Raw genomic sequence first — 13,555 nt, forward strand, 5'->3', positions numbered from 1 at the left:
ACGATGGTTTTACTCAAAAAAAAGCTTAACAACAACCCTTAGGGTTAACATACGACCCCATAAAATCTCCAAAAAGCTTTGTCAATATAGCCCATGAGTTTGGTTCTATACAATAGCATACCTTTACTCCTTCTATGGTTCCCTGGATGATGCCAGCATTTTTCAATTCTTTAAGATGCTGTGAAATCGTTGCCTGAGCAAGGCCGAGTTCATCGACAAGCTCTCCACAAATACAAGCATTGGCAGATATAATCTGCTGTAGTATCGCAATTCTTGCAGGATGGGCAATGGCTTTCAAAAGTGTTGAAAGCTGGTTCTGCTCATCGGTAAATATTTCTGTTTTTGTAATTCCCATCTTAATTCATCGCAATATTACGATATTAATTTATTATAAAAAAATAATAATTGAGAATTTATTATGCAAGCCAAAAAAACGGGGCAGTTTTTACTAATGTAAAGCGTACACTCCCCTTACCAATGCGTCAATTTTAGGGGTGGTTATACTATCTCTGGCTGCGAAGAACAATACTTCCCATCACTCCAGCGATTACCGATCCGATTAGAATTCCATATTTGGCCTGTTCAATAAATATGGGGGCTTTGAAGGCAAGTCCACTGATGAAAAGAGACATCGTAAAACCTACCCCTCCAAGTAGCGCCACGCCTATCATATGCCTCCATTTTGCATTTTCGGGCAAAGCTCCCATTCCTATTTTAACCATTAGCCAGCTGAAAAGCAATATCCCTACGAATTTACCAGCTATCAAGCCTGTGGCAACGCCAATTGAAACTGGGTTAATAACAGTGCCAAAAAAATCGCTGCCGATCAGTATTCCCGAATTAGCAAGGGCAAAAAGGGGCATAATGGCAAAAGCTACCCAGGGATGAAGACTATGTTCTATTTTCTGTAATGGGGTTTCTGCGGCTAAACTTAACGACTTCACTTGTTGGATGGTTTGGTGCTGTGCAGGCGTGGTAAGGGTACTATTGCTGGGTATCTCTTTTTCAAACTCATTGGTGAGTTTTTTCAGTTTATCTGTATAGATATTTTCGTCGACACGTGTCACTGCCGGAATAGTAAAGGCCACCAGTACACCCGCAATAGTCGCGTGAACTCCAGAAAGTAGAAAACCTATCCATACCCCAATTCCGAGCAACAGATAAAAAAGGCTACTGCGAACGCCCATTTTATTGCCAATCATTAATACCACAAGAAAAATTCCTGCAGTGTTCAAAGCGGCAAAGCTAACTTCATTGGTGTAGAAAAAAGCGATAACAAGCACTGCACCAAGATCATCAGCAACAGCAAGAGCCGAAAGGAACACTTTTACCGATGTAGGTATATGTTTCCCGGCCATAGAAAGCAGTGCCAGGGCAAAGGCGATATCAGTGGCCATTGGTATGCCCCAGCCATGACCCGCACCAGAATTTCTATTGATCACAAAATAAAGTAATGCCGGAACTACCATTCCTCCCAATGCGGCGCCCATAGGCAACATTGCTTTGCGAACAGTAGACAGTTCCCCATCCATAAATTCACGTTTAAGTTCTAGACCGATTACGAAAAAGAAAATGGCCATCAGTCCATCATTGATCCATGCATGAAGTGGGTGGCTGAGAGAATGCCCATCAAAAGACACCGAAAAATTCGTATCCCAAACCTGATGAAAACTTTCACCAGCAAGGTTTGCCCAAAGAATTGCCGTAGCTACACAGGCCAAGAGCACAATCCCACTGGTATATTCCAAATGGATGAACCTACTTACAGGAGCAATTAGCTTTTCGATTGGGGATTTCATAGTTTTCATAGCATGAGCTTATAAGATTGATACCACATCAGATGATTAGCCTTACCCCACCAAGTTCTGAGATATGATGTGAAAATTTATCGCTTGGTGATGAAATAAACATGAAGTTAATAGGAATCTCCCATTGTTTGCTGAGCTCGGCAATTAATTCAGGCCCAAATCTGCCCTGCAGCTGAAGATATTCGATCTTGATATCGGGATAAGCACGGTCGAGCACATCTAAGTCGGCAAGAAACGATTCGAGCGGACCTTTTCCGTCTTTCACAACGGTAACGATCTTCAGCTTTTTGGTAATTTCGTTTTCCTGAACGTAGATCATTACCTTGTTAAGCACCGAGATGTCATCGCCTTTTGTAAAATAGACAAATTCCTGTTCGGTAAGTCTTTTTAAGCTCTTATTCAGGTGAAATCTGCTGATAGCCGCTATCCTTTTTAGGGAAACAAAAAAATTATTGACCATCACAAGCAAATACTTGAGTATGATGTTGCGGCTCAATAAGAGAAAAATAATAATTATCGAAGGAATAAAATACTGCAAAAATACAATCAGGTAGTCGGCGTGCATAATAATGTTTCCATAAAGTGCAGCTGCGACTGCCAATATTCCAACAACAACCGAAAAGATGGTTGCTCTTTCAGGCCTGGGCAAACGCTCTCTCTTGATCTTTAACAGCAGATTGCCAAAGCCGAAATAAATCATTACCAGCAAAAAGGAAATGGTATAAACACCTGCTAACGGCCCAAGTTTCCCTTTAGTAATGAGAAGTACGGATAAACATAAAAGGTAAAATAGGATAAGAATTCTTGGCGAGCTCCCCTTTTTATTCTCCTTTAGCAGAAACTGAGGCAGGATACGGTCGAGAGTCATCCTCTTGATCAGTCCATTCACCCCAACATAGGAAGTTAATAGGGCGCCGCTTAACACCAGTACTGCATCAATTGAAATAAAGGTTGCTAGCCAACTGCCGCCGGTACGGGCACCAAGATGAGATAACAATGCTTCCTGATTGGGACCTACCTCAACGAGAGGCAGAACCATCACGGCAGTTAAAGCGATCAGGGGGTTGATAACCGAAACAGCCACCCACATGTTACGTAATGTTTTTCTGAATACACCTTGCTTTTGTTCTTCCACAAAATTTGCAGAACTCTCAAAACCAGATATTCCAAGCATGGCTGTACTGAAACCCAGAAAGAGCGCAAGTGCAAAGCTACCTTTTAACGGAGCACGAAAGTTCATTGCGCCAATATCGAGCCCGTGCTGTGCTACATATATACCTCCGCTAACAATAAGCAATACCATGGCCGATAGATGGAGCACAAAGATCACGATGGCAACCACCGATGATTCACTGATACCCGACATTACGAGTAACAGGAATACCGTAATCAGTATTATTGTTGAAACCATTACGGGAACAGAAGAAAACACCCCATGAAGGTAGTGCATACCCTCGCTTGCCGAAATCACGGCAGTGGTCATATAGGAAAGTATGGTTAGGCATGCGGCAATCGAAGCATTACTTTTACTGGTTGTATTGAGCAGCACATTATAGGCGCCACCATTTAAAGGAAGCGCTCCAACAACCTCACTATAGATTTTCCTGAAAATAAACAATACAGCGGCAACCATAAGTAAGGCGAGCCAGGCATATTGTCCGGCATACAAAATGGTTAACGAGGATACATACAAACAAGAAGAAGTGATGTCATTCCCACAAATAGCCGTTGCGGCAATTTCGCTGAGTTTCTTTTGGTGCTGCATATTTTAAGGTTCGACTATTTTATTTTCCGAGATTAAGTTCTCCTTTTCTATACGTTCCTTTTCTTCCAGTTCCCTAATGTACTGAATTTTCAGATGGTCGTAGAGCGAATGTTTGTCGACCAACAACGATATGAGGCTAGCTACCATTCCTGCAAGGATTAAACTGAAGATAGCCGTTTGGCGGTTGGTCATCTCCAATACCAAGATTGCTGAGGTAAAGGGCGAGCGAGTTACGCCCGTAAGAAAACCCGTCATACCTGCCAATATTAAAAGATTGGTATTGGTTTCTGAAAGATCGAACCAACCTGAAATTACGGAACCCACAGAAGCACCTGCGGCTAGTGCTGGAGCAAAGATACCTCCCGCAGCTCCAGTAGTAAAAGAAAACATCGATCCAGCGATGCGGAGAAATGGAACATACCATACGGAATGGCGATCGGCGGTAAAAAGTACCGTTTCCATTACCTGTTTACCAGAGCCAATGGCATCTGTGCCAAAAATTACGATTAAACCAGCAAGACCTGCCCCACAAGTGGCTACATAGACCATATTTAAACGCATGGTTTTTAGCCTAGCCTTCCATCTTAAAATTAAAAGAATTAGTTTAGACATTGAACTTCCCAAGAGGCCAGAGATTAGTGATACCAATAATACTCCGAAAAAGATATAACCAGAAGTATTGTCTATTTTGGGATAGCCCAGATAAAGATACGGACCTAAAATTGCTTGAGCGGTAAGGCCTGCGATGATCACAGAAGAAAAGATAGCGGTTTTAAAAAAACTGAAATGTGTTTTGGTTAATTCTTCTATAGCAAAAACGATTCCGCCTAATGGGGTATTGAATGCTGCTGCCAGTCCTGCAGCTGCACCTGTTACAATCATATTGCGCTTGGCTACCTTAGGCCACCATTCTGGGAGCAGGCTGTTCACTGCACGAAACACCGAGGCAGCAATCTGAATGGTAGGTCCTTCCCGTCCAATTACACCCCCGCCCATGGCCATTATCAGACTCGAAATTACTTTTACGACGATGATTCGCAAACTGAGCAGGCTACCCACCATCTTATCCGTTCTTGGACCCGAAAGCTCAATGCTAGCCATAACCTGCGGTATCCCACTTCCTTTTCCATAAGAGGCAAATCGCCACACTAGCCACCAAGCCACAACAAAACATATTGGGGTAAACACAAAAAGTAGCCACAGGTTATAATTGAACACCCAAATGGCAGCGTCTTCAGCGAGCAGGAATAATTTAGCATAACCTACCGCAATTAGTCCCGTAAGTATCGAGGCAATCCAAAAGGGAACCGCCTGTAGCATATTCTTCTTTAATTTTTCATTTCGGATCCTGTCGAATGCGTTCTTGAGATGGAGACGTATATAAACCGTAAACTTGCTTACCATTGATAAAGATTAAAAATTGCATCGATCTAAGACGATGTTAAAACGAAAATGGTCATTTTTGTTGCTTAGCAACCGAATGGCAAAGGTACAAAATTTATTTTTGGGCATTCGCCAACTTTACGATTTGAAAAAACCGATAAAATTTGCCCATTACAAAAAGAATTACTAATATACCCATTATGAATATCCAAGAAATCATTTCGATTACCATTATTGTGGCCGCAATTTTTGCCTACATCAACCATCGTTTTATCAAGTGGCCGCCTACTATTGGAATAATGGCTTTGTCACTCATCTCTTCGATTCTGTTAGTTACGTTGGGTAATTCGAATTCATTACTTTCTGAAAAAGCAATCCAATTGGCTAGCTCAGTAGATTTTCAGGAAGTTCTGATGAATTTTATGTTGAGTTTTCTTCTTTTTGCGGGTGCTATTCATATTGATGCCGCTAAACTTAAAAATGAGCGCCTGCCTGTAATTGTACTAGCCACGGTGGGTATATTGATCTCAACTTTTGTTGTAGGAACCTTGATATGGTGCCTGTTCGATCTTTTTGGCATGCCTATTCAGTTGATCTACTGTTTATTGTTTGGCGCGTTGATTTCACCCACAGACCCTATTGCGGTGCTTGGAATTCTTAAAAAAGCAAAAATTCCCGCCTCTCTGGAACTCAAAATTTCTGGCGAGTCGCTATTCAATGATGGTGTAGCCGTAGTAGTCTTTGTAAGTCTTGCCGAAGTAGCCCGATCTACGTCGGGAGATTTTTCTGTGTTTTCCATTGGGAAGCTCTTTTTTGAAGAAGCAGTTGGTGGCCTTTTATTCGGGGTGCTTTTGGGTTACATCGGCTACTGGGCCTTGCGTTCAATAGACGACTACAAAGTGGAGGTGATGATTACCCTTGCCATAGTAATGGGCGGATATTTTATTGCTGGTCATCTCCATGTTTCCGGGCCATTAGCCATGGTAATTGCAGGTATTATTACGGGGAATAAATCTAAACGAGAAGGGATGTCAGATCTTACCCGCGATTATTTGGGCAAGTTTTGGGAGCTCATCGACGAAATTCTCAATGCCATATTATTCCTATTCATAGGATTGGAAATGCTCATTATCAAGATTAACCAAACCGTATTTATAATAGGCATTATTGCTATTTTAATTATACTTTTTGCTCGATGGATCTCTGTAGTCCTCCCAGTGTCGCTACTGCGATTTAAAATGAAATTTGAAAAGAATGCCGTATTGATGCTAACCTGGGGAGGTCTCCGGGGTGGGATTTCCGTAGCCTTGGCACTCTCGCTTAGTCCCTCAATGCACCGTGACGAGTTTGTGCTGATTACCTATATCGTTGTTGTATTCTCCATACTAGTACAGGGCCTTACGATTGGAAAACTTGCCAAAAAACTAAAATATTAGACCATGAAAGAAATCTTCAGCGCCATTGGCCGTTTTATTTCTTATCGCTTCAGCCTGCGGCACGACAATGCCGAAGAAAGTGAAACTACCGAGTCCATCAGAAACAATGTTGAATTTAAGGGAGCCAACCTTTGGACGCTCATTTTTGCCATCTTTATCGCCTCCATTGGACTTAACCTTAATTCTACAGCTGTGATTATCGGTGCCATGCTGGTATCGCCCCTGATGGGTCCGATTATGGGCATTGGATTGGGCATCGGCACCAATGATTTCGACCTTGTTAAAAAAAGTGCCCGTAATTTGGCCATTGCCACAATTTTTGCGGTAGCCACTTCCTCACTCTACTTTTACATTACCCCATTGCACGATGCCTCTTCAGAACTATTGGCAAGAACATCGCCATCTATCTGGGATGTTTTTATTGCTGGATTTGGGGGTCTTGCCGGAATAGTTGCAGCAACGAGAAAAATAAAAAGTAATGTTATTCCCGGGGTAGCTATCGCCACTGCATTAATGCCACCACTTTGCACAGCAGGTTTTGGAATTGCATCTGGAAATCTTTACTTTTTTCTCGGCGCCATGTACCTCTATTTTATCAATAGCATATTTATCTGTGTAGCAACTTATTTAATTGTTCGCTACCTCAAGTTCCATAAAAAAGAATTTCAGGACAAGGCCTATGAAAAGAAGGTAAGCAGGTATATATTAATCATCGTGTTGCTTACTTCTGCACCAAGTGTGTATTTAGCTTACCGTATCGTGGACAAAAGTATTTTTGAAAGCAATGCAAAAGCATTTATTCAGAAGGAGCTTAACTATAAGAATACACAAGTTATTTCAAAAAATTTTAAATATAGCAGAAATGGCAATGAGATCGACCTGCTTTTATTGGGGACCGAAATAAGCGAGGTACAAATCGAATCATTGAAAAGGAAGATGCCTCTTTATAAGCTCGACAGCACCAAACTCGTTATTAGGCAGGGGTTAAGTGCCAAGAACGAGCTCGACCTCTCTCAGATCAGGGCCAGCATTCTGGAAAGTGTGTACCAGAACGACTCTACATTGAAAAAGTCAAATAGTGTTAGCAAGCTCGACCGTCCAATACCCGAACTGGGTGAGGAACTTCGCTCGTTATATCCAGACTTGTTGAGCTACAGCATCAGTAACGTGGTGGTTAAAAACATTATCGCTAAAAGAAATGACACCTTAACACTTGCTTCCTTAGATTTCACTAAAGGCCCTACCAAGAGCGAAAGGACTAAGCTCGAAAAATGGCTCAAAAATAGGATTGCTACAGATTCTTTAAAACTGATTCTAACGAATTAGGTTTAGTTAAACTTTCCTTCCAAGGTATCCAAAAGGAATTTCATTCTACGAATTTCCTCCTGTTGGGATACAATGATGCTATCGGCAAGTTTCCTTACATTTTTATCTGTAATGTTTGCGCGCTTGCTGGTTAAGATGGCTGAAGAATGGTGTGGAATCATTGCTTTCATGTATTGTCTATCGCTGATAAAGGCTTGGCTACGCAGAAATACAAGGGCAACTACAAAGATAACGATTCCCGAACCCATGATGATTCTATTTAGTTTTTTATTCGAATACATAGAGGGCATCATTAATAGCATCAAGATAGCCATTGGCGCAATCATCAAAATCGACATATATAACCTTGTCAGGCTCAAATAAACGTGTCCAACATCATCAACATTTAGGAACATTACACTGTACATTATAAAAAAAGAAATCATTAATGTTAGTGCAAACATAGCGTAGGGCATTTTCATGGCAACAAGGTTAGGTTAAACAAAATGAACAATCAAAAACCTAGAAAGTTCTTGAAACGGCATGTATAAATGTCCGTTTAGATTTGGAATTATCCTTGATTTTCGGTATATTATGATTTTCGAGGCAATTGGAACTCTCCAGCCTCATATTTCTCACTTTAAACCTAAAATTATGATGAGTCTGATCAAAAAAATAATCGTTACCACTGATTTTTCTGAAAAATCGCTCAACGCAGTCCATACTGCTATACAAATGTGCCAACGCCATGGGGCAGAACTTCATTTGTTATATGTTGTTGAAACGAGCAAGGTATTTCCAGTAGAGGGCATACTCGCTCCAATTGCCAATATTAACGATGAAATAATGGAAAAAGACATTTTTATGCTTAAGGAACTAACGCGTTCTATCAATGAAGATAAGGGAATTGCTTGCACCTGTCATCACAAGATTGGATTTCCCGTGCAAACCCTTTGTGAAACCGCCAGTGAATTAGACTGCGATCTTGTGGTTGTGGCTACAGAGAATGAGGAAAGCAGTTTAGGCTTCCTTTTTGATAGCGCTGCCTATCAGGTACTGAAAAATGCCAATTGTTCGGTACTGGCTGTTCCCGCCGAAAAAAGGTTGGCCTCCTTCGGCAACGTGATTTTTCCGGTAAGGACCAAAAATGATGTGGTCGGAAAATATAATTTTTCAAGGGCAATACTCAAACTCAACCATGCGAAAGTAGTAATGATGGGTCTGCTGAGCAAGCCTACAAAAAAAATGGATCGAGCTATAAAAGATCTGCTTGCTCAGTTGGGCCAGTTTATGGAGGAAGACCTTATTCCATATGTTTCGGGAGTAATTGTTAGTAACGACCCGGCAAGCAGTACCAAAGAAGCTGGCGAGCACTATGAAACTGATTTGATTATTATCAATGCCTCTACGAAGAGGAATCTGGTGCAGTTCTTTGCGGGCAACTTTACTCAACGATTATTAAATCGGAAAGAATTTGCTGTGCTTTGCTATAAGCCAAAGCGCCAGAGGACCATACCACAACAGGAGAATACCTTCTCTACGCAGATGGCCTTCGGCTAAAAAAACAAGGCCTTCTATAGCTTAAAGTATGGCCGAAGGATATCCTCGAAATTATAAAGCCCGTTGGGCTTGTCCATTAGATTCTGGGCAACGAAAATCGCTCCGTTTCCAAATGCTTCCCTTGAAATTGATTCATGGATAAGGCGAACGGTCTGGTAGGGAAACCCGAAGATGAGTTCATGCTTTCCAACTATTCCACCAGCTCTAACCGAATTGATCTGTGATACATCGAGTTTTAGCGCATGGGCAATTTTTACAGCGGTTCCAGATACACCCTCTTTCTGCTTGAAGTGTTCTTCGACGATTTCAATGTCAATCCCAGGTGCAATACGTTGCAGAAACTGCGCTGAAAAAAGCAAGTAGTTTACACCAAGGGTAATGTTCGGCGACCAAAATACCGTAGTTTGTGCTGAAAGTCTATCAAGCAGATCAAGTTCTCGTTGGCCATAATGCGAAATTGCCGATATCAGTTTCACACCACGAATTGCTGCTTCCGCTCCATAACTATGGATGCTTTCGGAAGACGAGAAATCTACGATAATATCTACCGGATGCTTATCTAAAAGTGCACCTATATTGATATGTTCACTAGAGTAGATCAGTCCTGGCTCATCGCTTTCGATGCCTAAAAATTCGGGTACCGATCTGTTTTCTAGTATAGTAGTGCGCCTAAAAACCCATTCCAGAGAAAATTCTTTGTTCTGCAAAATTACCGAGGCCACTGCCTTGCCAGTTTTCCCAAATCCTATCAGTCCTATTTTTACCTTCATAATTGCAAAATACAAAAATAAATTTTAGTGCTTTTTACCCTATCGAGAATCTTACCAAAAGTCTTCATAAAATCTATTCAAGACCTTGAATAGATTTTCCTAGCTTTGGTGTAAATTTTCTATTTCAATTTTTTATGGCTTTTCGCGTTAATTTGTTTGACTTTTCTCAAAGAGTAAATTATAGATCAGAAATTTTAGCGGGCTTTACTGTGGCCATGACCATGATTCCCGAATCACTTTCTTTTGCAATCTTAGCCGGCTTCCCTCCCCTTACCGGCCTGTATGCGGCATTTATCATGGGTCTTGTTACCGCTGTTTTTGGTGGAAGGCCGGGGATGGTTTCTGGAGGTGCGGGCGCAACGGTTATTGTACTGATTGCCCTAATGAAGTCTAATGGCTTAGACTATGTTTTTGCTGCAGTTGCCCTAGCTGGCATAATACAGATTATAGTGGGTCTTTTTAAGCTGGGCAAGTTTATCAGGCTTGTGCCCCAACCCGTGATGTTCGGGTTTGTAAATGGGCTTGCCATTATCATTTTTATGTCTCAATTTTCCCAGTTCAAAGCAGAAGGCTCAGCAAATTGGTTGTCTGGACCCCCACTTTATATCATGATAGGCCTAGTAGCACTTACCATTGCGATTGTTGTTTTGTTACCAAGATTAACTAAGAAAGTTCCATCATCATTGGTTGCCATTATAGTGGTATTTATGATCGTAATGGGTTTTAATATTCCTACCAAAACTGTTAGCGATATTGCTTCTGTGGCAGGAGGATTTCCACCTTTTCATATTCCTCAAATACCTTTAAATTTTGAAACCTTAAAAATTATTTTTCCGTATGCATTGATTATGGCTTCGGTTGGATTAACAGAAGGGTTGCTTACCTTAAATCTAGTGGATGAAATTACAGGCACAAAGGGCAATGGGAATAGGGAGTCTATTGCCCAGGGCAGTGCAAACCTACTTAATGGCTTTTTTTTTGGGATGGGTGGTTGTCCAATGATTGCTCAAACACTGGTAAATCTATCTGCTGGTTCTAGATCTCGTTTATCAGGAATTGTAGCAGCAATTACCATCCTTATCATTGTTCTGTATGGCGCCCCTGTGATCGGCAAGCTCCCCATGGCAGCACTGGTTGGAGTGATGGTTATGGTGGCTATCGGCACCTTTGAATGGGCTAGTTTTCGAATCATCAATAAGATGCCAAAACACGATATTTTTGTGGGCATTCTAGTTGCGGCGATTACCGTTTTGTTGCATAACCTTGCCCTTGCCGTACTCATCGGAGTAATTATCTCTGCTTTGGTTTTTGCCTGGGAGAGCGCTAAACGCATCAGAGCAAAGAAATATATCGATGTTAATGGGATCAAACATTACGAGATTTTTGGGCCTTTATTCTTTGCTTCAGTTACGGCTTTTACCGAAAAGTTCGATGTGGCGGGAGATCCTAAAGAAGTGGTGATCGATTTTAAAGAAAGTAGGGTGGCCGATATGAGCGGCATTGAAGCATTGAACAAACTCACAGAGCGATATGCTGCTGCAGGAAAAAAGCTTCATCTCAAACATTTAAGCAACGACTGCCGTTTATTATTAAAAAATGCCGAAGAAGTAATAGAGGTGAACATATTGGAAGACCCCAACTATCGCGTGGCTGTTGAACACTAGTTATCCGCTAATTTATTGGCCCTTCCTTTTGAGGGCATAAAAATCAAGTCGCCTATCTCTCAAATTCCTTACACTCCCATAGGCATGCAATTCGTCGAGCAGCTTTAAATCGACATCAGCAATTAGTATCATTTCTGTATTTGCAGTGGCTTCACTCTTGATTCCGTTAGACGGGAAGGCAAAATCACTCGGTGTAAACACTGCCGATTGCGAATAATTTAGGTCGAAATTATCTACTTGGGGAAGATTTCCTACGCTGCCGGTTATGGCAACAAAGCATTCATTTTCGATTGCCCTTGCCTGAGCACACGTCCTTACTCTCATATAAGCATTTTGGGTATCAGTTAGAAAAGGAACAAAAAGGATTTGCATGCCCTCATCTGCCAAAAGCCTCGGCAGTTCGGGAAATTCCACATCATAACATATTAAAATTCCAATTCTTCCAGCATCTGTCTCAAACGTTTTTAGCGTATTGCCACCTTCGAGTCCCCAATACTTAACTTCATCTGGAGTGATGTGAATTTTTTCATAGGATTCTATTTTTCCGGTACGGTGGCATAGGTAGCCTACATTCTTTAAGCTATTTTGTTCATAAAACGGCATGCTACCTGCAATGATATTCACATTGTAACTTACTGCCAACTGCGAGAATTTCTCTTTGATCGCATCGGTAAATTGCGCCATTGCCCTCATAGCATCTGCTTCATTGAGATGATTAAATTCCTGCATCAAAGGAGCATTGAAATATTCTGGAAATACCGCAAAATCGGCCTTATATGCCGAGACAGCGTCAACAAAATGTTCTACTTGCTGAAAAAGTTCATCAATGGAATTAAAAACACGCATTTTCCACTGAATAAGGCCAATCCTAACCGTTTTTCTTATCTTTTCATTGATTTTGGTTTTTGGGGTATAATAAACATTATCCCATTGTAATAAAGTTGCGAATTCCTGGCTTTGTGAATCCTCAGGCAAGTAATTCTTTAGAACTTTTTTAACATGAAAGTCGTTGCTTAACTGGAAACTTAATACAGGATCATAAATCTCTTTCAGCTTTACTTTCTGAATATATTCTTTTGGTCCATACTCTTTAGCATATTGGTGATAATTAGGTATTCTTCCTCCAAAAATAATGGCTTCCAAGTTTAGTTTTTCGCAAAGTTCCTTGCGGGCATCGTATAATCGGCGACCAAGGCGAAGCCCCCTGTAATCTGGGTGTACAAAGACCTCCACGCCATATAATATGTTACCCAAATCGTCGTGTGTAGAAAAGGAGTAGTTGCCTGTAATTTGTTTGTAAGTATGCTGGTCATTAAACTTTTCATAATCGACAATAATCGAAAATGCACTGCCCACCACTTTTCCATCAGCAAAGATCACAAATTGCCCCTGCGGAAATTTTTCAATGAGCAAATCTATCGTTTCCCTTTTCCACATACTCCCTTGCCATGATACATATGCTTTTTCCATGGTTGTTAGTAGTTGCTCAAAATGGCTACTTTCGAGATTTTTTATTTCGATCTTTTGTGTCATATCTTGTCTTTATCTTATCTGGCCGAAGTGCAATTAGCCGGTGTGTCATTAAAAAAATAGTAATCTTTGCTATTTCTACAATATACCTTTTTTCTATCAAACGATAGGCCTTTAAATGAAAAATTTTGTCGTTTTAGCGCTAAAAATGCCTATTTCTGGTAATAATTTCGTATCTTTAACTATATCGGTCATACCATCTTGCAATTATAACCTCTGAACACTAGCTGTATCGTAAATTGCCAATCTGACCTTTTTCTTTTCGAGAATCTATTTACGCTAGCTAAAGGAGCTAGCATTCATACGTTTTGAGGCTTTACGAAAGCGGTTTCTA

11 protein-coding genes are annotated in these 13,555 nt (G+C 41.0%); 4 read left to right on the top strand and 7 right to left on the bottom strand.

Annotation, left to right across the window (positions count from 1 at the left end; translation table 11 throughout):
- Window positions 1-25: 25 nt before the first annotated feature.
- The 4 genes from WG904_RS01685 to WG904_RS01700 form a co-directional block, all read right to left on the bottom strand.
- A complete protein-coding gene (locus tag WG904_RS01685) occupies window positions 26-355 on the bottom strand; it encodes an ArsR/SmtB family transcription factor (protein WP_339577557.1) in 330 nt (109 codons plus the stop codon).
- 148 nt (window positions 356-503) lie between these two features.
- Complete coding sequence (gene nhaA / locus WG904_RS01690; RefSeq protein WP_339577558.1) at window positions 504-1,808, bottom strand: Na+/H+ antiporter NhaA; 1,305 nt, start codon at window positions 1,806-1,808, stop codon at window positions 504-506.
- Between the two features lie 28 nt (window positions 1,809-1,836).
- On the bottom strand, window positions 1,837-3,573 hold the full coding sequence (locus WG904_RS01695; protein WP_339577559.1) for an APC family permease: 1,737 nt from the start codon (window positions 3,571-3,573) through the stop codon (window positions 1,837-1,839).
- Between the two features lie 3 nt (window positions 3,574-3,576).
- Window positions 3,577-4,977, bottom strand: coding sequence for a chloride channel protein (locus WG904_RS01700; protein ID WP_339577560.1), 1,401 nt, complete (start codon window positions 4,975-4,977; stop codon window positions 3,577-3,579).
- A gap of 179 nt (window positions 4,978-5,156) precedes the next feature.
- Between WG904_RS01700 and WG904_RS01705 the strand changes: the two genes are divergently transcribed.
- Both WG904_RS01705 and WG904_RS01710 read left to right on the top strand, forming a co-directional pair.
- Window positions 5,157-6,392 carry a cation:proton antiporter gene (locus tag WG904_RS01705; RefSeq protein ID WP_339577561.1) on the top strand — a complete coding sequence of 412 codons (1,236 nt, stop codon included), beginning with the start codon at window positions 5,157-5,159 and terminating at the stop codon, window positions 6,390-6,392.
- A 3-nt stretch (window positions 6,393-6,395) separates the two neighbouring features.
- On the top strand, window positions 6,396-7,718 hold the full coding sequence (locus tag WG904_RS01710) for a TIGR00341 family protein (protein ID WP_339577562.1): 1,323 nt from the start codon (window positions 6,396-6,398) through the stop codon (window positions 7,716-7,718).
- A gap of 2 nt (window positions 7,719-7,720) precedes the next feature.
- On the opposite strand, the gene WG904_RS01715 is transcribed toward WG904_RS01710, so the two are convergent.
- Window positions 7,721-8,179 carry a DUF305 domain-containing protein gene (locus WG904_RS01715; protein ID WP_339577563.1) on the bottom strand — a complete coding sequence of 153 codons (459 nt, stop codon included), beginning with the start codon at window positions 8,177-8,179 and terminating at the stop codon, window positions 7,721-7,723.
- Window positions 8,180-8,351: 172 nt separating this feature from the next.
- Between WG904_RS01715 and WG904_RS01720 the strand changes: the two genes are divergently transcribed.
- On the top strand, window positions 8,352-9,257 hold the full coding sequence (locus WG904_RS01720) for a universal stress protein (protein ID WP_339577564.1): 906 nt from the start codon (window positions 8,352-8,354) through the stop codon (window positions 9,255-9,257).
- A gap of 14 nt (window positions 9,258-9,271) precedes the next feature.
- Here WG904_RS01720 and WG904_RS01725 read toward each other — a convergent pair whose 3' ends face one another.
- A complete protein-coding gene (locus WG904_RS01725) occupies window positions 9,272-10,027 on the bottom strand; it encodes a 4-hydroxy-tetrahydrodipicolinate reductase (protein ID WP_339577565.1) in 756 nt (251 codons plus the stop codon).
- Between the two features lie 134 nt (window positions 10,028-10,161).
- On the opposite strand from WG904_RS01725, the gene WG904_RS01730 reads away from it, so the two are divergent.
- Window positions 10,162-11,691: a SulP family inorganic anion transporter gene (locus WG904_RS01730; protein WP_339577566.1), complete on the top strand. Its 1,530-nt coding sequence runs from the start codon at window positions 10,162-10,164 to the stop codon at window positions 11,689-11,691.
- 12 nt (window positions 11,692-11,703) lie between these two features.
- Here the strand turns inward: WG904_RS01730 and WG904_RS01735 are convergent, their stop codons facing one another.
- Entirely contained in the window at window positions 11,704-13,224 is a 1,521-nt protein-coding gene (locus tag WG904_RS01735) for a GNAT family N-acetyltransferase (protein WP_339577567.1), read from the bottom strand.
- Between the last annotated feature and the right edge of the window lie 331 nt (window positions 13,225-13,555).

This window comes from Pedobacter anseongensis, assembly GCF_037482965.1.
Lineage (GTDB): Bacteria > Bacteroidota > Bacteroidia > Sphingobacteriales > Sphingobacteriaceae > Pedobacter > Pedobacter anseongensis.